This is a genomic window from Ruegeria sp. HKCCD3925 (assembly GCF_057221175.1).
Window position 1 is genome coordinate 922453 of sequence record NZ_JBWVBI010000001.1, and the last position, 19389, is coordinate 941841.

The 19389-nt window shown below is 57.8% G+C and carries 16 protein-coding genes; 10 read left to right on the forward strand and 6 right to left on the reverse strand.

Features of this window, described 5'->3' with window-relative positions; all coding sequences use genetic code 11:
* Nucleotides 1–19 precede the first annotated feature (19 nt).
* Nucleotides 20–2632 (reverse strand): DNA mismatch repair protein MutS, encoded by a 2613-nt coding sequence (gene mutS / locus AC2TEM_RS04545; protein WP_170426391.1) that lies wholly within the window; start codon nucleotides 2630–2632, stop codon nucleotides 20–22.
* A 161-nt stretch (nucleotides 2633–2793) separates the two neighbouring features.
* Between mutS and AC2TEM_RS04550 the strand changes: the two genes are divergently transcribed.
* A complete protein-coding gene (locus AC2TEM_RS04550; RefSeq protein ID WP_170426333.1) occupies nucleotides 2794–5049 on the forward strand; it encodes an NADP-dependent malic enzyme in 2256 nt (751 codons plus the stop codon).
* 3 nt (nucleotides 5050–5052) lie between these two features.
* On the forward strand, nucleotides 5053–5925 hold the full coding sequence (locus AC2TEM_RS04555; RefSeq protein ID WP_170426331.1) for a ribokinase: 873 nt from the start codon (nucleotides 5053–5055) through the stop codon (nucleotides 5923–5925).
* Here AC2TEM_RS04555 and msrA read toward each other — a convergent pair.
* The 3 genes from msrA to AC2TEM_RS04570 all read right to left on the reverse strand — a co-directional run bounded on the left by msrA (nucleotide 5922) and on the right by AC2TEM_RS04570 (nucleotide 8328).
* A complete protein-coding gene (gene msrA, locus AC2TEM_RS04560; RefSeq protein WP_170426329.1) occupies nucleotides 5922–6593 on the reverse strand; it encodes a peptide-methionine (S)-S-oxide reductase MsrA in 672 nt (223 codons plus the stop codon). The two genes, AC2TEM_RS04555 and msrA, sit on opposite strands and share 4 nt — an antisense overlap.
* Nucleotides 6594–6684: 91 nt before the next feature.
* On the reverse strand, nucleotides 6685–6966 hold the full coding sequence (locus AC2TEM_RS04565; RefSeq protein WP_170408793.1) for an SCP2 sterol-binding domain-containing protein: 282 nt from the start codon (nucleotides 6964–6966) through the stop codon (nucleotides 6685–6687).
* A 135-nt stretch (nucleotides 6967–7101) separates the two neighbouring features.
* Nucleotides 7102–8328, reverse strand: coding sequence for an argininosuccinate synthase (locus tag AC2TEM_RS04570; protein WP_170426327.1), 1227 nt, complete (start codon nucleotides 8326–8328; stop codon nucleotides 7102–7104).
* Between the two features lie 139 nt (nucleotides 8329–8467).
* Between AC2TEM_RS04570 and AC2TEM_RS04575 the strand changes: the two genes are divergently transcribed.
* Both AC2TEM_RS04575 and ilvA read left to right on the forward strand, forming a co-directional pair.
* A complete protein-coding gene (locus tag AC2TEM_RS04575) occupies nucleotides 8468–9235 on the forward strand; it encodes a hypothetical protein (RefSeq protein WP_170426325.1) in 768 nt (255 codons plus the stop codon).
* Nucleotides 9236–9292: 57 nt separating this feature from the next.
* A complete protein-coding gene (gene ilvA / locus AC2TEM_RS04580) occupies nucleotides 9293–10519 on the forward strand; it encodes a threonine ammonia-lyase IlvA (protein WP_170426323.1) in 1227 nt (408 codons plus the stop codon).
* On the opposite strand, the gene AC2TEM_RS04585 is transcribed toward ilvA, so the two are convergent.
* Nucleotides 10516–10845: an Hpt domain-containing protein gene (locus tag AC2TEM_RS04585; RefSeq protein ID WP_170426321.1), complete on the reverse strand. Its 330-nt coding sequence runs from the start codon at nucleotides 10843–10845 to the stop codon at nucleotides 10516–10518. The two genes, ilvA and AC2TEM_RS04585, sit on opposite strands and share 4 nt — an antisense overlap.
* Nucleotides 10846–10987: 142 nt before the next feature.
* On the opposite strand from AC2TEM_RS04585, the gene AC2TEM_RS04590 reads away from it, so the two are divergent.
* A complete protein-coding gene (locus AC2TEM_RS04590) occupies nucleotides 10988–12262 on the forward strand; it encodes a SpoIIE family protein phosphatase (RefSeq protein WP_170426388.1) in 1275 nt (424 codons plus the stop codon).
* Here the strand turns inward: AC2TEM_RS04590 and AC2TEM_RS04595 are convergent.
* On the reverse strand, nucleotides 12259–12702 hold the full coding sequence (locus tag AC2TEM_RS04595; RefSeq protein ID WP_170426319.1) for an NUDIX hydrolase: 444 nt from the start codon (nucleotides 12700–12702) through the stop codon (nucleotides 12259–12261). The two genes, AC2TEM_RS04590 and AC2TEM_RS04595, sit on opposite strands and share 4 nt — an antisense overlap.
* A 76-nt stretch (nucleotides 12703–12778) precedes the next feature.
* Here AC2TEM_RS04595 and hslO point away from each other — a divergent pair, with 76 nt between their 5' ends.
* From hslO to AC2TEM_RS04620, 5 genes are all read left to right on the forward strand, one after another.
* Entirely contained in the window at nucleotides 12779–13765 is a 987-nt protein-coding gene (hslO, locus tag AC2TEM_RS04600) for an Hsp33 family molecular chaperone HslO (protein ID WP_170399357.1), read from the forward strand.
* Nucleotides 13755–14354, forward strand: coding sequence for a CoA pyrophosphatase (locus AC2TEM_RS04605; protein WP_170399354.1), 600 nt, complete (start codon nucleotides 13755–13757; stop codon nucleotides 14352–14354). The genes hslO and AC2TEM_RS04605 overlap by 11 nt, the downstream gene beginning before the upstream one ends.
* Nucleotides 14351–15505 carry a CCA tRNA nucleotidyltransferase gene (locus tag AC2TEM_RS04610; protein ID WP_170426317.1) on the forward strand — a complete coding sequence of 385 codons (1155 nt, stop codon included), beginning with the start codon at nucleotides 14351–14353 and terminating at the stop codon, nucleotides 15503–15505. Before AC2TEM_RS04605 ends, AC2TEM_RS04610 begins: the two co-directional genes overlap by 4 nt.
* Before the next feature lie 194 nt (nucleotides 15506–15699).
* A complete protein-coding gene (locus AC2TEM_RS04615; protein WP_170426315.1) occupies nucleotides 15700–17538 on the forward strand; it encodes an ABC transporter ATP-binding protein in 1839 nt (612 codons plus the stop codon).
* Complete coding sequence (locus AC2TEM_RS04620) at nucleotides 17535–19367, forward strand: ABC transporter ATP-binding protein (protein ID WP_170426313.1); 1833 nt, start codon at nucleotides 17535–17537, stop codon at nucleotides 19365–19367. Before AC2TEM_RS04615 ends, AC2TEM_RS04620 begins: the two co-directional genes overlap by 4 nt.
* The last annotated feature ends 22 nt before the right edge of the window (nucleotides 19368–19389 follow it).

The following is a 19389-nucleotide window of genomic DNA, read 5'->3' on the forward strand; positions in this document are numbered from 1 at the left end:
TCAACCGGGTTCGAGGCGGTCAGGATCTGGCCGCCTCTTTCAGTTTGTAGATCAAGTCCAAGGCTTCGCGGGGGCTGAGTTCATCTGGAAGGATGGTTTCCAGCATATCAGCAACGGGCGAGGTTTTTGGCGCAGGGGGAGGCGGCGGCGCAGCTGAAAACAGGGGCAGATCGTCGATCAGTGCTTTCTGCTTACCGCCTTCACGTTCGGTTTTTTCTAATTGATCCAACACGATACGGGCGCGGTCCACGACCGAGGCGGGCAAGCCAGCCAATTGTGCAACCTGGACGCCGTAAGACCGATCGGCAGCGCCTTTATGTACCTCATGCAGAAAGATGACTTCACCCTCCCATTCTTTGACTGCAACGGTCGCGTTTTCTACACCGTTCAGACTTCCAGCGAGTGCAGTTAATTCGTGGTAGTGGGTGGCGAACAATGCGCGACATTGGTTTGCCGCGTGTAGGTGTTCCAGTGTGGCCCAGGCAATGGAAAGGCCGTCGTAGGTCGCGGTGCCTCGGCCGATCTCATCAAGGATTACGAGCGCGCGGTCGTCGGCCTGATTCAGAATAGCTGCGGTTTCGACCATTTCGACCATAAAGGTCGAGCGGCCCCGCGCCAGATCGTCTGACGCTCCGACGCGGCTGAACAATTGACTGACTAATCCGATTTGCGCCCGTTCCGCCGGAACATAGCTGCCCATCTGCGCCAGTAGGGCGATCAGTGCATTCTGGCGCAGGAAGGTTGATTTACCGGCCATGTTGGGGCCGGTGAGCAACCAAATTGCAGCGCCTGCATCGGCGCTCAGATCGCAGTCGTTGGCGATGAAAGCATCGCCGCTTTGCTGCCTCAGGGCATGCTCGACCACCGGGTGACGGCCTCCTTTGATGTCGAATGCGCGTGACCCGTCGACCTTTGGACGGCACCAGCTTTCGCCGCGAGCCAGATCGGCGAGTGCAGTGGTCAAATCCAGCTCAGCCAGTCCGCGCGCGGCTTGATTCAATCGGGCGGCAAGATCCAGAACGGCCCCAGAAAGCCTTTGATAGAGCCGTTTTTCGATCTCTAGCGCGAGATTTCCGGCATTCAGAATCCTTGTTTCGATCTCGGACAGCTCCACCGTGGTGAAGCGCACCTGATTGGCGGTGGTTTGGCGGTGGATATAAGTCTCGCTAAATGGCGGGTTCAACATTTTCTCGGCATGGGTTGCCGTGGTCTCGATGAAGTAGCCAAGCACATTGTTGTGTTTGATCTTCAGTGACGTGATGCCGGTATGCTCGGCGTATTTCTGTTGGAAACCTGCGATGACCGAACGGCCTTCGTCACGCAAGGTGCGCGCTTCGTCCAATTCGCTATCAAACCCGGGGGCGATAAAGCCGCCATCGCGGGCCAGCAAGGGTGGATCAGCAACCAATGCTTCGTCCAGCAAAGCCAACAGATCGTCAAATCCGACAAGGTTCTGGACGGCAGTGGCCAGCAGAACAGGCAGATCCTGTGAGGCACAGGTTTCGGCGATTGTTGCGGCTTGTTCCAATCCATTGCGGATAGCGGCCAGATCACGCGGGCCGCCCCGGTCCAGCGAAAGCCGGGACAGGGCACGATCCAGATCAGGTGTTTTTCGCAAAGCTTCGCGCAGGTCCGAGGCGATCAGGCTGTCTTCGACTGCGAAAGATACCGCGTCCAGCCGGGCGTGGATCACGTCCAGATTGCGTGATGGGCTTGATAGACGCTGTTCTAGCAGCCGCGCGCCACCCGGCGTAACGGTGCGATCGACCACCGACAGCAACGACCCGGCGCGCCCGCCCGAGAGCGACCGGGTCAGTTCCAGATTGCGCCGCGTGGCAGCGTCGATCTGAACCACACGATCCTCGGATTCCTTCAGGGGAGTTTGCAGAAGGGGCAGTTTGCCCTTTTGCGTGATCTCCAGATAATCGATCAGCGCGCCCATGGCCGAAACCTCGGCGCGCCCGAAGTTCCCGAATGCATCCAGAGCGCCCACGTGAAACAACCCGCAGATGCGTTTCTCGGCTGCAGCGCTGTCAAAACTGGCGCGTCCAACAGGGGTGAGCGATATGCCAAGGTCCATGACGGTTTCATGCAGCTTTTCCTCGGACCCATCTGCCACGATCAGCTCGGACGGGGCCAGCCGAGCGAGTTCGGGGCTCAACCGGATTGACGTCAGCGGCATCACGTGAAACGCACCGGTTGAGATATCGGCCCAGGCCAGTGCGGCTTCGTTCCGAACCTCGGCATAGGCGGCCAGAAAGTTGTGCCGCCGCGCCTCTAGCAGGGCATCTTCGGTCAGTGTGCCGGGCGTAACCAGACGCACAACACCGCGCTTTACCACCGATTTAGAGCCTCTTTTCTTGGCTTCCGCCGGGCTTTCCATCTGCTCGCAGACCGCGACGCGGAACCCTTTGCGGATCAGGGTCAGCAAGTAGCCCTCGGCAGAATGCACCGGCACGCCGCACATCGGGATATCGTCGCCATTGTGTTTGCCGCGCTTGGTCAGCGCGATATCCAACGCCTCAGCCGCGTTCACCGCATCCTCGAAGAACATCTCGTAGAAGTCACCCATGCGATAAAACAGCAGGGCATCTGCATGAGCATCTTTGATCTCAAGGTACTGCGCCATCATCGGCGTGACTGTGGACAAATTCGGCCCCCTTCTGGCGTGTTCCGGGCGCGACCTTACAAATCCCGCATCTTCAGTAAAAGGTGAAAACTCATTCTCGTTGAGGCGCGGCCCCGCCTGCGTTATGAGGCAAAAGCCCCAAAGTCATGGAAACGACCTGTAAGATGCCCAAAGCGAAGATCACCAAAGAAGAGGCGCTGGCCTTTCACCTCGACCCGACCCCCGGCAAGTGGGAGGTGCAGGCCACCGTACCCATGACCACGCAGCGCGATCTTTCGCTAGCTTACAGCCCTGGCGTTGCGGTTCCCTGTGAAGCCATCGCTGAAGCACCAGAGACGGCGTATGACTATACAAACAAAGGCAATCTGGTTGCCGTGATCTCGAACGGTACCGCCGTTCTGGGCCTTGGAAATCTGGGTGCGCTGGGCTCAAAACCGGTGATGGAAGGCAAATCGGTCCTGTTCAAGCGGTTCGCTGATGTGAACTCGATCGATATCGAGCTGGATACCGAAGACCCGGACGAGTTCTGTCGCGCTGTGCGCCTGATGGGTCCGACCTTTGGCGGTATCAATCTGGAAGATATCAAAGCACCCGAATGTTTCATCATCGAACAACGCTTGAAGGAAGAGATGGATATCCCGGTCTTCCACGATGATCAGCATGGAACAGCAGTGATCTGCGCGGCGGGTCTGCTAAACGCATTGCACATCTCGGGCAAGAAGATCGAAGACGTAAAAATCGTCCTGAACGGGGCAGGCGCTGCAGGAATTGCCTGTATCGAACTGCTCAAGGCCATGGGTGCACGGCATGAGAATTGCATCGTCTGCGACACCAAGGGCGTGATTTATCAGGGCCGGACCGAGGGCATGAACCAGTGGAAGTCGGCCCATGCCATCACGACTGATCTTCGCACTTTGGAAGAGGCCATGAAGGATGCGGATGTATTTCTGGGCGTGTCGGTCAAAGGGGCGGTGACACAAGACATGGTCGCCAGCATGGCTGACAATCCGGTGATTTTCGCCATGGCGAACCCTGACCCGGAAATCACCCCGGAAGAGGCGCACGAGGTGCGCGTTGATGCGATCGTCGCGACGGGCCGTAGCGATTATCCGAATCAGGTGAATAACGTTCTGGGTTTTCCTTACCTGTTCCGCGGTGCGCTGGATATTCATGCCCGTGCGATCAATGACGAGATGAAAATCGCCTGCGCCCATGCTCTGGCGCGATTGGCGCGTGAAGATGTTCCGGATGAGGTTGCCATGGCCTATGGCAAGTCGCTGACTTTTGGTCGCGACTACATCATTCCAACGCCTTTTGATCCGCGCCTGATCCACCGTATCCCGCCTGCGGTTGCCAAGGCTGGTATGGATACCGGCGCGGCGCGACGTCCGATCATCGATATGGACGCTTATGAGCTGAGCCTGAAATCCCGCATGGACCCGACGGCCAGCATCCTGCGCGGCTTGAACGCGCGGGCGCGTCAGGCGCAAAGCCGGATGATCTTTGCCGAGGGAGACGATCCGCGCGTATTGCGCGCGGCCGTTATGTACCAACGCTCGGGCTTTGGTAAGGCTCTGGTTGTGGGCCGGCCAGACGACGTAAAGGAAAAGCTCGAAGCCGCTGGTCTTGGGGACGCGGTGCGTGAAATTGATGTGGTGAACGCCGCCAATACCGCGCATCTCGAGGCCTATAAGGATTTTCTGTATCAGCGCCTGCAGCGTAAGGGCTTTGATCACAAAGATATTCACCGCCTCGCTGCACGGGATCGGCATGTGTTTTCGTCTCTGATGCTGGCGCATGGTCATGCGGATGGTCTGGTGACCGGGGCCACACGCAAGTCGGCGCACGTGCTGGACCGTATCAACCATGTGTTTGACGCCGATGCCGCCCATGGCGCGGCTGGGGTTACCGCGTTGCTGCACAAAGGACGGATTGTCTTGATTGGTGATACGCTGGTGCATGAATGGCCGGACGAGAACGATCTGGCCAATATCGCTGAACGCGCCGCAGCCGTGGCGCGCCACATGGGGCTAGAGCCCCGGGCGGCCTTTGTCAGTTTCTCGACCTTCGGTTACCCGGTGTCTGAGCGTGCTGAGAAGATGCACCGCGCCCCGGCGGTGCTGGATGAGCGCGGCGTCGATTTCGAGTACGAAGGCGAGATGACGGTTGATGTCGCCCTGAATGTTGATCAGCAGGAAGCCTATCCGTTCCAACGACTGACCGGACCAGCCAATATCCTGATTGTTCCTGCACGACACTCGGCCTCGATTTCGACCAAACTGATGCAGGAAATGGGCGGCGCCACCGTGATCGGCCCGATCCTGTCCGGCGTCGACAAGCCGATCCAGATCTGTTCGACGGTCTCGACCGCAAATGACATTCTGAACATGGCCATCCTGGCCTCCTGCGATATCGGGTAAATCATGACAATCTGGAACCTTGGCTCAATCAACGCGGATATGGTCTATGCCCTGCCGCATTTGCCCGAAGCGGGTGAGACACTGGCGGCCAGTGGGCTACAGAGGTTTCTGGGTGGCAAGGGCGCCAACATGTCTGTGGCGTCTGCACGAGCCGGATCGCGGGTATCCCATATCGGCGCGGTGGGCTCGGATGGCCTTTGGGCACGGGACCGGCTGACCGAATATGGCGTGGACACGCGGCATATTGCCGAGGTGGATGTGCCGACCGGTCACGCCATCATCGCAGTAGATGCGCAGGGTGAAAACCTGATCGTTCTGTATCAAGGCGCCAACCATGCCATCTCGAACGACCAACTTGGGCAGGCATTGTCCTCGGCTGTTTCTGGTGATCTGCTGGTGATGCAGAACGAAACCAATGCACAGATTGAGGCCGCTAAACTAGGTTGCGAAATGGGGCTGACTGTCTGCTACGCCGCCGCCCCATTTCAGGCAGACGCAGTTCAAGCGGTTCTACCGTATCTGGATTTTCTGATCCTCAACGAAGTCGAGGCCGAGCAATTGCAGGATGCAACGGGTCTCGCCCCTTCAGACCTGCCGATCGAACATGTGATCGTCACCTTTGGCTCAAAAGGTGCGCGCTATTATCAGCAAGATCATCAACCCCAAGCGTTTCAGGCCCATAAGGTCAACGCTGTGGATACCACCGGGGCAGGTGACACATTCACCGGCTATGTGTTGGCTGGAATGGACCGGGGTATGCCGATGGCGCAGGCGATTACCCAAGCAAACCGTGCCGCGGCCCTGATGGTCACGCGGCACGGCACTGCAGATGTCATTCCTGATCTGAAAGAGGTGCGCGAAGTGCAGTTTGACTAGGACCCCGCAAAGGGCGCTTCGTTGCCCCACAATTGTTTGACCCGCGCATCGCGACCGCAGGCTTCGCGGTAGGCCTTATAGGCGTTCTTTTGGCGCTTGGGGCCAAAGCGGGTCAATACCAGCTTGCTACCCTTGTAATAATCCTGGTGATACGCCTCGGCTGGATAAAACGTTCCGGCTTGCAGGATCGGCGTGACCACAGTCTGCCCCAGCGCGTTTTGTGCGCTGGTCTTGGCTTGCTGTGCCTGCGCCTTTTCCCCTTTGTTAGAGACGAAAATTGCTGTGCGATAGCTGTCGCCGCGATCGCAGAACTGGCCGCCCGCATCCGTGGGATCGACTGAGCGGAAGAACATGTTCAGCAAGGTTGCACGGGAAACGCGGGCGGGATCGAAGGTGATCTGGACCGCCTCGTAATGCCCCGTTCCGCCTTTCGAGACCTGATCATAGGTGGGGCTATCCGTCTTGCCACCGGTATAGCCCGAGACCGCGCCGATCACGCCGGGCACGGATTCGAAATCGGATTCCACACACCAGAAACAGCCACCGGCGACTGTTAGCGTCTCAGTGCCAGCGGCCGGAGCAGGTAAGGCGCGCAGCATTGCTGCCAACAAGATCAGCACAAACAGAAGTGAAGGTTTCAGGCGATCAAGGTAAGTGATCCGGGTCATGGCAGGTCTCCTTCCGAAACCAAGCTGCCCGCAGATTTTTGTGCTTGCAATGCGCTGACATGATTTGTCACGCGCTGGTGAGACGAGTTTATCAGCCCAGCAGCTGCCCCAGCTTCATCGCAACACCCATGTTGCCCGAGATTTTCAGCTTGCCCAGCGCAACCCCGGTCATTGGATTCAGCTTACCGGTCAGCAACTTAGAGAGGTTCTCGCGTGAGATGCGGATGGTGCAGTCTGTGTCCCGATCCTGGGTTGAGGCAGTATTCTCCGCCAGAACGATCACACCCTCATCACCACAATCGAACTTAAGCGATCCGTCAAAGCTTTTGCCGTTCAAACCCTTTTGAATTCCGTCGGCGATGTCTTGCAGCATTATCCGTCCTTCCCTGGTTGACGTATGCGTAAAGACAATTTCCTGATCCGGGCAAGCCCGACCCGACGGAAACCCGGCAAAGAAAAACCCCGGTGCCTGATCAGACACCGGGGCCAGATCTAAAATTCTGAACGCTTACTTGCTCAGCCGTTTGTCACGCGCGGCCAGAAGCTTCAGGCGCAGTGCGTTCAACTGGATGAAGCCTGCCGCATCTTTCTGATCATATGCACCAGCGTCTTCCTCAAAGGTCACGTGCGCCTCGGAGTACAGCGAATGATCCGACCAGCGGCCCACGGTTGAGGCAAGACCTTTGTACAGTTTCACGCGAACGGTGCCGGTGACATGCTCTTGCGACTTGTCGATGGCTGCCTGCAGCATCTCACGCTCGGGGCTGTACCAGAAGCCGTTATAGATCAGCTCGGCATATTGCGGCATCAGCTGGTCTTTCAGATGCATCGCGCCGCGGTCCATGGTGATGGACTCGATGCCACGATGTGCTTCCAGCAGGATGGTGCCGCCGGGAGTTTCGTAGATGCCGCGCGATTTCATGCCCACGAACCGACCTTCAACCAGGTCCAAACGACCGATGCCGTGCTTGCCGCCATATTCGTTCAGCTTGGTCAGGATGGTCGCGGGGCTCATCGCCTCGCCATTGATGCTGACCGCGTCGCCTTTTTCAAAACCGATCTCGATAAACTCCGGCTCGTTCGGCGCATCCTCGGGGTGGACGGTGCGCTGATAGACATAGTCGGGTGCCATATCGGCGGGGTCTTCCAGAACCTTACCCTCGGACGAGGTGTGCAGCAGGTTGGCATCGACCGAGAACGGGGCCTCACCACGCTTGTCCTTGGCGATCGGGATCTGGTTCGCCTCGGCAAATTCCAACAGCTTGGTACGGCTGGTCAGGTCCCACTCACGCCACGGCGCGATCACCTTGATTTCGGGATTCAGTGCGTAAGCAGCCAGTTCAAAACGAACCTGATCGTTGCCCTTGCCAGTCGCGCCGTGGGCCACAGCGTCAGCACCGGTCGCTTCGGCGATCTCGACCAGACGTTTCGAGATCAGAGGGCGCGCAATCGACGTACCCAGCAAATACAGCCCTTCGTACTGTGCATTGGCGCGGAACATCGGGAAGACGAAATCGCGGACGAATTCCTCGCGGATATCTTCGATATAGATGTTCTCGGGCTTGATCCCCAGCAGCTCGGCTTTCTTGCGGGCGGGCTCCAGCTCCTCGCCCTGACCCAGATCGGCGGTGAAGGTTACGACCTCACAGCCATACTCGGTCTGCAGCCATTTCAGAATGATCGAGGTATCAAGGCCACCGGAATAGGCCAGAACAACTTTCTTGGGCGCGGACATCTGACTTCCCTTTATGCGTAGAACGACTGGCCCCTAACGGGTTTTGGGCGTGGGGGCAAGCTGTGTGGATTGACGCAGCCCGGGAATTGGGGTGAAACGGGCGGATAGAGAACAAGGATTGGTTGAGAGGGCGGTATTTATGCTGGGATTAGAGATTTTCGTGCATTCGGTGAGGATGGTTCTTAGGAACCTGACGCAGGCGCTACAGATTTCATTCGTACCGGCGCTCATTGGAGGCTTTTTAGCCATCGGCCTGTTCTTCCTGTTTGGCATCCCTTTCGAAGAATTCAACAGTGAAACCAATGGCTTCCCTGAAGGCGTAACGGCCGCGTCCTTCACCGGATTTCTGCTCTGCCTTATGGCCGTTGTCTTTGGGGTCATGCTGTGGATTGTCGTGTCGTGGCACCGTTTTGTTCTACTTGAGGAATATCCAAGCGGTTTGGTTCCGCCTTTCAGGTTCGACCGTGTGCTCGCCTATTTCGGACGCCTTCTGATGCTCGGCCTAATCGCTCTTATCATCATGATACCGGGAGCGCTGATCATGGGCATGATGGCGCAATCCTCTGTGGCGCTGGGAATTCTGGTTTGGCTGGGTTTGATCATCTTTCTCACGATCGGATTCTATCGGGCCTCCCCGATTTTACCCGGCGCAGCGATCGGAAAACCAATAAAGCTGTCTGAAGCGTGGCAAGCAACCTCGGGCGCAAGCGGAGCCATCGCACTTCTGGTCGTCTTATCCATCCTCTTCCAAATATTGCTTCAGCTACTGGCGTCTTTGCTGCTTTTCGTCCCGATCATCGGTGTCTTGATTGTCTTATTTGCGAGCATGCTGATCGTCCCACTGATCAATGTCAGTATCCTGACGACGATCTATGGTGTGTTCATCGAAAAGCGCGAGCTGGCCTAAGCCCGTACACATATGTATTCCTTGCCCTTTCGACGATGATGGGGCAGGGAATCCAACATGACTGATTTCACGACCCGCGCCTGCGCTGCCGAAAAGGCAATGCGCTCAGTGTTTCCGGCAACTCCGTTGCAGCGGAACGCCCATCTGTCCGACCGTTACGGCGCGGATATCTGGCTCAAGCGCGAAGACCTCAGCCCGGTGCGGTCGTATAAAATCCGCGGTGCGTTCAATGCGATGCGCAAGCAGCAGGGGCAGGACCTTTTCGTCTGCGCCAGCGCTGGCAACCATGCGCAGGGCGTGGCCTATATGTGTAAGCATCTGGGTGTGCGGGGTGTGATCTTCATGCCGGTGACCACGCCGCAGCAGAAGATCCAAAAGACGCGCATTTTCGGCGGCGACAATATCGAGGTTCACCTGATCGGTGATTATTTCGATGACACGCTGGCTGCGGCGCAAAACTGGTGCGCAGAACAGGGCGGATATTTCCTGTCTCCGTTCGATGATGCGGATGTGATCGAGGGGCAGGCCTCATTGGCGGTTGAGATCGAAGAGCAATTGGGCCGAGTGCCCGATCATGTAATTCTGCCGGTTGGCGGCGGCGGTATGTCTTCGGGGGTGGCGACCTGGTTCGGGGACCGGGCGCATTGCCTGTTCGTGGAACCGGCCGGCGGGGCGTGTTTGCGCGCGGCGCTGGCAGCGGGGCACCCGGTGGCGCTGGATCATGTGGATACATTTGTCGATGGCGCAGCAGTAGGCCGGATTGGTGAGAAACCGTTTGAATTGCTGAAATCGCGGCATCTGTCGGATGTGCTGACTTTGTCCGAAGACCGCATCTGTACCACCATGATCGAGATGCTGAATGTCGAAGGCATCGTTCTGGAACCTGCCGGTGCATTGGCGGTTGAGGCCGTGGGTGACGTGCAAAGCTTTGTGCGTGGCAAGACGGTGGTCTGTGTCACCTCGGGCGGGAACTTCGATTTCGAGCGTTTACCAGAGGTCAAAGAACGTGCGCAGCGCTATTCCGGGGTGAAGAAATACTTCATCCTGCGCCTACCGCAGCGCCCCGGTGCCCTGAAAGAATTCCTCGGCATCCTCGGCCCTGAGGATGATATCGCACGGTTCGAATACATGAAGAAATCGGCGCGCAACTTTGGCTCGGTCCTGATCGGAATCGAAACCCGCAAGCCCGAGAATTTCATGCGCCTGTTTGCGCATCTGGATGAAGCCGGGTTTACTTATACGGATATCACCGAAGACGAGACGCTGGCACAGTTTGTGATCTAGCGCAGGTTTTCGGCCAGACCGGCCTGAAACAGTTTTTTCGACTCGTCGTAGGCCGCGATAATCGCCAGCAAATCAACGGCGGCGCTTTCACCAGCGGCTGCGCGTCGCTCACCGTCCTGGCACAGTTTCGAGAAACTATCAAAGCCAAGACTCAGCGCGCTGCCCTTCAGGAAATGTAGGTTCTGTTCGATCTCGGAGCGGGCAGTGTCATCGCGTAGCTTAGTGATAACTTCCTGAACCTCGTCCAAAAAGATTTCGACAACCTCGGTGAACTCGTCTGCGCCGACTTCATCACGTAATTGTCTGACTCTGGACCACTGAATCATGCCACCCTCTTGCGGTTACATATTGGTATCCTGCTGCGGGTAAACGTGGGGTTAAACTATGGCTGCTCGATCTTTCATCTGATGTTAAGCCGCCGCCCTTAGCGTTGCGACAACAGGAGAGTTGAGCAAGTACAGGGACTTCATGGTGCCGGATGCCAGTCAAGTAGAGGCCCGGGTCGAGCTGGATTTTGGCGCGATCCGCAAGGTTCTTGTTGTGGACGACAGCCGTCTGCAGCGGCGCATTCTGGTGGCCTCGCTAAAAAAGTGGGGATTCGAGGTTCTTGAAGCCGACAGTGGTGAAGCCGCGATAGAGCTTTGCACCTCGGACCCACCTGATCTTGTTCTAAGCGACTGGGTCATGCCAGGTATGGGCGGGCTTGAGTTTTGTCGCGCCTTCCGAGAGCTGGACAGTGAGCAATATAGCTATTTCATTCTTCTGACCTCAAAAAGCGAAAAGCAGGAGGTCGCGCGCGGTCTGGATGCTGGGGCAGACGATTTTCTGATCAAGCCGCTTGAGGCTGATGAGCTGCGTGCGCGCATATCGGCCGGGGCGCGTATTCTTGACATGCAACGCGAATTGTCCCGAAAAAACCAATTGATCGAAACAGCGCTGAACGAACTGAAGCTTGCCCATGATGCGATTGATAAAGACCTGATGCAGGCGCGCAAAATTCAGGATTCGCTGGTGCCTGAATTGAAGGGGACCTTTGGCAACTCACAGGTCAGCCTGCTTCTGAAACCCTGTGGTCATATCGGTGGTGACCTGGTGGGGATGTTTTCGCCCGGTGTCAATCGGCTCGGGTTTTACAGCATCGATGTCTCGGGCCACGGGATCACCTCTGCGATGATGACGGCACGGCTGGGCGGGTATCTGTCCAGCACGCATTTCGATCAGAACATTGCGATGGAGCGTCGTTTCAATAAATTCTACGCCCTTCTGCCACCCGAAGAGGTCGCGTCGTTGCTCAACTCGCGTCTGATCGCCGATGCCGGGATCGAAGAATATTTCACCATGGTCTATGCCATCATCGATCTGCGCAACGGACATCTGAAAATGGTGCAGGCCGGACACCCGCATCCGCTGTTGCTGCGCCGTGATGGTAAAACCGAGTTTCTGGGCGAAGGCGGGTTGCCCATTGGTCTGCTGTCTGAGGCGCAGTTTCAGCAGACGGAAACCTATATGCAACCGGGCGACAAACTGCTCTTGCATTCGGACGGGTTCACCGAATGCAAGCTCGCCGACGGCAGTTTGCTGGATGATGACGGGTTGAAGGCAATGGCTGTTGAATGCGCCGTCGATCACGGTGGACCGGAATTCCTGGATGACATGTTCTGGCGTCTTACACAGGTGATGTCACCGGACAGCGGAATTGCGGATGATGTCTCTGCAGTGTTTTTTGAATATAACGGACCTTAAAGCCCATGCAGGTGGCGCTGGGCGAAATGGGCGTCGCCCTCGTTGCCCAACAGATGAACGGCATCTGCGGTCTCCATCCAAATGGCCTCATGAATGTCTTCGGTCGGAGGGCCTAGGCGTCTGACCGGGTGGGCGCGGTAAATCAGGCAGACCTTCTCGGCCCACAGATCGTATTCCGGCATGTAGGTATATCGACGAAACGCACCCACTCTCCGGGGCGCGGCGATCAGCCAGCCGGTTTCTTCGTAAACCTCACGGTGAAGCGCTGTAATCGGTGATTCCCCCGGATCGATGCCGCCGCCCGGCAGCTGCAGATCGGGTCCGGGTTCCAGCTGACAGGTCAGCAGCAATCGGTTGCCTTGTGGCAATAGGGCATAAACGCCGACCCGCCGGGTGTATTTTCGCTCTGCCTCGGGGCTTTCACCGAACCGTCTGATCATGTAAGGCCCCTTTCAACCAAAACTGTTCAACCTATATGGTGGCGGTATGCCAACCTGTGGCGCTTAAGGAAACCCCATGTCTATTGGAACCAAAATCGCGTGGGACGACACGGTCCTGCCCTTTCAACTCGATATACCCGACATGCGAGGCCGCGTGGCCCGGCTGGACGGCGTGTTGGGCGGCATCTTGAAACAGCACGACTACCCCGAGGTGGTCGAGGCGCTGGTGGCCGAGATGGCCCTGCTGACTGCATTGATAGGGCAAACGGTATCGCTGCGCTGGAAGCTGTCTCTGCAGGTGCAATCCAAGGGCGCGGTGCGGATGATCGCAACCGATTATTATGCGCCACAGGTCGAGGGCGAACCCGCGCAGATCCGCGCATATGCGAGCTTTGACCGCGACCGGCTGACCGATGCAGCCCCTTTCGATCAGGTGGGTGACGGGTACTTCGCCATCATGATTGACCAAGGTGAAGGTACACAGCCTTATCAGGGCATCACCCCACTGGCCGGGGGATCACTGAGCGCGTGTGCGGAAGCCTATTTCGCGCAGTCCGAACAGCTGCCGACCCGGTTTTCGTTGAGCTTCGGCAAATCGACTGAGCCCGGTGTCGGTGAACACTGGCGCGCTGGCGGGATCATGCTGCAGCACATGCCCAAAGCCTCGCCCTTTGCCGCTTCCGGGGAGGGCAGCGGAGAGATCCTGTCTGCCTCGGATCTGGTGGATGGTGAAGAGGGCGAGAACTGGGATCGCGTCAACATCCTGCTCGATACCGTGGATGATCTGGAGATGATCGGGCCATCCGTTGCGCCAACCGACCTTCTGGTGCGTCTGTTTCACGAGGAACAGCCTCGCGTCTATGATGCGCAACAGGTAAAATTCGGCTGCACCTGTTCCGAAGATCGCGTGCGCCAAAGCCTGTCGATCTATTCGGCGCAGGATATTGCGACAATGACCACGGACGAAGGCACCGTCACAGCAGACTGCCAATTCTGCGGTGCGCACTATGTGCTGGACCCTGCGACCGTCGGGTTCGAGGCCGAAGGCCCGGATGGCGCGTGATCTGATCACAGACCTGACCGAGGCGCTGAGCCGTGACGGGTCCGGGTCCAGTGACTTTGATCTGAACCCGGAAACGGTGCTGCCGGCGGGGCGCAAACTGCGCCCTGCAGGCGTGTTAGTGCCTGTTTCCGTGACGGGAGACGCACCCAGATTGATCTTGACCAAACGCTCTTCGGCGTTGAAACACCATCCGGGCCAGATCGCCTTTCCGGGTGGAAAACAGGATGAGGGCGACATCGACGTTACTGCGACAGCTTTGCGCGAAGCACAGGAAGAAATTGGTCTTCCGCCAGAACTACCCAGTATTCTGGGTCATCTGCCGACTCATGAAACCGTGACGTCCTTTTCGGTCACGCCGGTTGTTGCGATCCTTGAAGCCAGTTTTGAACCAGTCGCCGAACCGGGCGAGGTGGATGAGATCTTCTTCGTTCCGCTTGCGCATGTCCTGAACCCAGAGAATTATGTCGTCGAGTCGCGCCGTTGGCGTGGCCAAAGACGGTATTACTATGCTGTGCCCTATGGCCCCTATTATATCTGGGGTGCGACGGCACGGATGCTGCGGGGATTGGCAGCGCGGATGAGTGAATGAAGCGGATCACAGAAGATTGGTTAACCGACCAAGCCACGCAGGATGTATGCACCGCCCTGACCAACGGCGGGGCGCAGGCGCTATTCGTTGGTGGCTGTGTGCGCAATGCTCTGCTGCAGGCGCCGGTTTCTGACATTGATATCGCCACAGACGCTGGGCCGGAACACGTCGTGGAACTGGCGCAGAAAGCTGGGCTGAAGCCGATACCAACAGGGATAGACCATGGCACCGTGACGATTGTCAGCAAAGGTATCCCGCACGAGGTCACGACGTTTCGCCGTGACGTCGAAACGGATGGTCGGCGTGCTGTCGTCGCCTTTTCCGACAAGGTCGAAGAAGACGCCGCGCGTCGTGATTTCACCATGAACGCGCTTTATGCCAAACCTGACGGCACAATCCTTGATCCGCTGAACGGTTTGCCGGATCTACAGGCGCGTCGCGTACGGTTCATCGGGGAGGCCAGTGATCGCATCCAAGAAGACTACCTGAGATCGCTCAGATATTTCAGGTTTCATGCTTGGTACGGGGATGTGGACGGTGGCTTTGACTCCGCTGCACTGGATGCAATAGCTGCAAATTTGGACGGGTTAGAGACACTTTCGCGCGAACGGGTCGGGGCCGAGATGCTTAAACTGCTCGCTGCGCCTGACCCCGCGCCGTCGGTGGCCGCCATGCGCATCACTGGCGTTTTGGCGCAGCTTTTGCCCGGGGTTGATGACCGGGCGCTGGCGATCCTGATTCAGCTGGAACAAGACGCCCATGCAGCGCCCGAAGCGATTCGTCGTTTGGCCGTGATTGCATCGCCCGAAGTGGCCAAAACCCTGCGTCTTAGCCGCGCGCAACTGCAGCGTCTGGCTCGGATGCGCGACGAAGCGATGGCGACGACGAGTGTCGCAGAATTGGGTTATCGCTATGGGTCGGAAGGCGGATTGCACGAGACACTTTTGCGTCATGCATTTCTTGAACAGCCTTGGTCTGAAGACCTGAACCGAGCTTTGCAAAAAGGGTCCGCGGCCAGTTTCCCGATCAAGGCGGCGGATTTGATCCCCGCTTTCTCGGGCCCCGCGCTGGGCGCAAAACTGGCCGAGCTTGAGGCGCGTTGGATCGCGTCGGATTTCGCGCTTAGCCGCGAAGAATTGCTGGCCGACTGATTTGAAGTCTCAAAAAGGGATGACAAACCCGATTTGATTTGGCAGGGTGCGCCTGACTCATATGGAGGGAGGAATGCGAATGTATTACGGGATCTGGTTCGGCTAAAGCCCGGAACACTTTGACCCGTAGGGGTGGTGTTCTGGCGCCATCTTTCTTCGCATGACCTATTTTCTGCTCAATCGGAGCACTCTCCATGTTTCGCTACTTCGAAAATCTCATTGACCCTTTTGTTGCCTATGAACAGGTAGACAAGCCACCGACGCGGCTGTGGCCTTTCATGCTGGGCTACTCGCAGCCTTTCAAACGCGTTTTCGTAATGGCCGCGCTGATGTCTGTGGTCGTTGCGGCGGTCGAGGTCGGGCTGATCTTTTATATGGGCCGCGTTGTGGACCTGTTGGGCAGTTCTCCCGCCGAATTCTGGCGGGCGCATGGAACTGAGTTGATCGTGGTTGCCGCGCTGATCCTGTTCATTCGCCCGATCCTGCAACTTGTTGACGTGCTGTTGCTCAACAACACAATCTTGCCGAACTTTGGCACGCTGATCCGTTGGCGCGCCCATAAACATGTTCTGCGTCAATCGGTTGGCTGGTTCGAGAATGACTTTGCCGGGCGCATCGCAAACCGGGTCGTGCAGACCCCACCCGCCGCGGGCGAGGTGGTGTTTCAGGTCTTTGACGCGATTTCATTCTCGATCGCCTACATGATCGGCGCGGCCATTTTGCTGATGGCAGCTGATCCGCGCCTGTTGCTGCCGTTGCTGATTTGGCTGGTGTTCTATGGGGCCTTGGTGCGGTGGACCGTCAAGCGGGTCGGCCCCGCGTCGCAGGCGGCGTCGGATGCAAGATCTACCGTGACGGGCCGGGTGGTGGACAGCTATACCAACATCCACTCCATCAAGATGTTTGCCCATGACACTCAGGAACAGGACTATGCGCGCGAGGCGATTGCGGAAACCCGCCGCACTTTCCAGATCGAGATGCGGATTTTCACCATTATGGATGCCGCGCTTGTTGCGTTGAACGGTGTGCTGATCGTGGGTGTCGTTGGTTGGGCAATCCTGCTTTGGGCGCAAGGAAGCGCAACGGTCGGTGTGGTGGCCGCCGCCACAGCCTTGACGCTGCGGCTGAATGCCATGACCGGTTGGATCATGTGGGCGCTGACCAGCTTCTTTCGCGAATTGGGTATCGTTGCCGAGGGTATGCAGACCATCGCGCAGCCCATCGATCTGTTGGATGAACCTGATGCGAAACCTTTGCGGCTGGGTAATGGCCAGATCGAAATACGCGATCTGTCTCATCACTATGGACGGGAAACCGGTGGTTTGGATCACGTCAACTTGACCATCCGGCCAGGCGAAAAGATCGGCCTGATCGGTCGCTCAGGAGCCGGAAAATCGACCCTAGTAAAGCTGCTTTTGCGGTTTTACGACGTCGAGAAGGGCGCGATCCTGATCGATGGCCAGGATATCTCGAAGGTCACGCAGGACAGTTTGCGCAGCCATATCGGGATGGTCCAACAAGACAGCGCTCTTCTGCATCGATCGGTGCGGGCTAACATCCTCTATGGTCGTTCTGATGCGACCGAGGAACAGATGGTCGCCGCTGCGAAACAGGCCGAGGCGCATGATTTCATCCTTGACCTGCAGGACCCGGAGGGCCGCACCGGCTACGATGCGCATGTGGGCGAGCGGGGCGTGAAACTCTCGGGTGGTCAGCGACAGCGGGTGACGCTTGCGCGGGTGATCCTCAAAGATGCTCCGATTTTGCTGTTGGATGAGGCCACATCCGCCCTAGATTCCGAAGTCGAAGCGTCGATTCAGGAAACACTCTACGGCATGATGCAAGGCAAGACCGTGATCGCCATCGCGCACCGGCTCAGCACGATTGCACAGATGGATCGCATCCTGGTGATGGATGGCGGCCGGATCGTTGAACAAGGCGGCCATTCCGATCTATTGGCGCAAGGAGGGCTTTACGCCCAGTTCTGGGCGCGGCAATCTGGAGGCTTCCTGAACCCGGAGGCTGCTGAATGAGGATTGCCGACCTCATCCAACCGTTCAAAGACACAGAAACGCCCCCGCCGCAAACGCTGGGGGCGTTCATCCGTTGGAGCTTGTCCGGCGCCTGGCCGATGCTGTTCGTCGCAGCCGCCTTCTCGGCGATCGCGGGTGCGATGGAGGCTGGCACCGCCTGGGTCTTGGGCCGCGTGATTGATCTGACCACCAACAGCAGCCCCGAGGCGTTTCTGACCGGCGGCAATCTCGCGATCATTTTGGGTGCTGTCGCATTCTTCATGCTTCTACGCCCCGCACTGTTCGGACTGTCATCGGTGGCAAACAACTACATCGTCATGCCCAACATCACGCCGTTGGTTTTGGCAAAACTGAACCGCTGGACGCTGGGCCAGTCTGTGACCTATTTCGATGACGATTTCGCCGGACGTATCGCCCAAAAACAGATGCAGACATCGAACGCCATGACGCAAGTGGTGTCCGAAACAATCAGCGCTATTGTCTTCGCTATTGCCTCACTTGCAGGCTCATTGCTTTTATTAGGGTCTATTCACCCGCTTGTGATGCTGCCATTTGTTGCCTGGCTTGTTGTCTATTTCCTGCTGGTGCGCTGGTATCTTCCACGCATCCGCGTAAGCTCTGCCGCGCGGGCGGGGGCGCGGGCGATGGTGTCGGGGCAGGTGGTCGATACGATCACCAACATCAAGACCGTCAAGCTGTTTGCCCATTCCGAGTTCGAAGATCATACCGCCCGAAATTCCATGGTCGACCTGCGTGAACGGTCGCTGGAATTCGGCAAACTATCGGCCAGTTTCCGGTTCATCCTGATGACTCTGGCGGGGGTTCTGCCGGTCCTGTTGATCGGCGCAACGCTATGGCTGTGGCGGGCGGGTGGCGCGACCGCCGGGGATATCGTAGCGGCGGGGGCCGTGGCGATCCGTATCTCACAAATGACAGGCTGGGTCAGTTTCACACTGATGGGTCTTTACGCAAATGTCGGTGAGATTGAAAACGGGATGCATACTCTGACCAAGCGCGACCGGGTCGAGGACGCGATGAACGCCTCTGAACTGATCGTCTCAGAAGGGGAGATTGCGTTTGATCATGTCAGTTTTGCTTATGGCCGCGATATTGGCGGTGTCTCCGATCTGCATTTCACCGCCGCACCGGGCGAAAAGCTGGGCATTGTCGGGGCGTCTGGTGCAGGGAAATCAACGTTGGTTTCACTGCTGCTCAGGCTCTATGACGGCGAAAAAGGCGTCATTCGCATCGACGGGCAGGATGTCAGCCAAGTCACTCAGGACAGCTTGCGCCGCCAGATCGGCATGGTCACGCAGGAAACCGCAATGTTCAATCGTTCGGCGCGCGAGAACATCCTCTATGGTCGTCCTGACGCGACTGAAGATGAGCTGATAGAGGCCGCGACCAAAGCCGAGGCGCATGAATTCATACTCGGTCTCGAGGATGTGCAAGGACGCAAGGGCTATGACGCGCATCTGGGCGAACGCGGCGTGAAGCTGAGCGGCGGGCAACGACAGCGGATCGCTCTGGCTCGCGCTATCCTGAAAGACGCACCGATATTGGTTCTGGACGAGGCGACGTCGGCATTGGATTCCGAGGTCGAGGCAGCGATTCAGACGGCACTGCACCGGGTGATGCAGGGCAAGACCGTGCTGGCTATTGCCCACCGCCTGTCCACGCTTAGCGAGATGGATCGGATTATTGTTCTGGACCACGGTCACATCGTTGAAAGCGGGACGCACGAGGCTCTGCTGGAGCGTGGCGGGTTGTACGCCCGGTTCTGGCATCGCCAATCGGGCGGCTTCATTCAGGCCGAGGCTGCAGAATAAAGGGTTTTGTTGCGCTCAAACC

Coding starts and splice junctions, on each gene's coding strand:
- mutS (WP_170426391.1), bottom strand. CDS start 2,632: ATGATGGCGCAGTACCTTGAGATCAAAGATGCTCATGCAGATGCCCTG.
- AC2TEM_RS04550 (WP_170426333.1), top strand. CDS start 2,794: ATGCCCAAAGCGAAGATCACCAAAGAAGAGGCGCTGGCCTTTCACCTC.
- AC2TEM_RS04555 (WP_170426331.1), top strand. CDS start 5,053: ATGACAATCTGGAACCTTGGCTCAATCAACGCGGATATGGTCTATGCC.
- msrA (WP_170426329.1), bottom strand. CDS start 6,593: ATGACCCGGATCACTTACCTTGATCGCCTGAAACCTTCACTTCTGTTT.
- AC2TEM_RS04565 (WP_170408793.1), bottom strand. CDS start 6,966: ATGCTGCAAGACATCGCCGACGGAATTCAAAAGGGTTTGAACGGCAAA.
- AC2TEM_RS04570 (WP_170426327.1), bottom strand. CDS start 8,328: ATGTCCGCGCCCAAGAAAGTTGTTCTGGCCTATTCCGGTGGCCTTGAT.
- AC2TEM_RS04575 (WP_170426325.1), top strand. CDS start 8,468: ATGCTGGGATTAGAGATTTTCGTGCATTCGGTGAGGATGGTTCTTAGG.
- ilvA (WP_170426323.1), top strand. CDS start 9,293: ATGACTGATTTCACGACCCGCGCCTGCGCTGCCGAAAAGGCAATGCGC.
- AC2TEM_RS04585 (WP_170426321.1), bottom strand. CDS start 10,845: ATGATTCAGTGGTCCAGAGTCAGACAATTACGTGATGAAGTCGGCGCA.
- AC2TEM_RS04590 (WP_170426388.1), top strand. CDS start 10,988: ATGGTGCCGGATGCCAGTCAAGTAGAGGCCCGGGTCGAGCTGGATTTT.
- AC2TEM_RS04595 (WP_170426319.1), bottom strand. CDS start 12,702: ATGATCAGACGGTTCGGTGAAAGCCCCGAGGCAGAGCGAAAATACACC.
- hslO (WP_170399357.1), top strand. CDS start 12,779: ATGTCTATTGGAACCAAAATCGCGTGGGACGACACGGTCCTGCCCTTT.
- AC2TEM_RS04605 (WP_170399354.1), top strand. CDS start 13,755: ATGGCGCGTGATCTGATCACAGACCTGACCGAGGCGCTGAGCCGTGAC.
- AC2TEM_RS04610 (WP_170426317.1), top strand. CDS start 14,351: ATGAAGCGGATCACAGAAGATTGGTTAACCGACCAAGCCACGCAGGAT.
- AC2TEM_RS04615 (WP_170426315.1), top strand. CDS start 15,700: ATGTTTCGCTACTTCGAAAATCTCATTGACCCTTTTGTTGCCTATGAA.
- AC2TEM_RS04620 (WP_170426313.1), top strand. CDS start 17,535: ATGAGGATTGCCGACCTCATCCAACCGTTCAAAGACACAGAAACGCCC.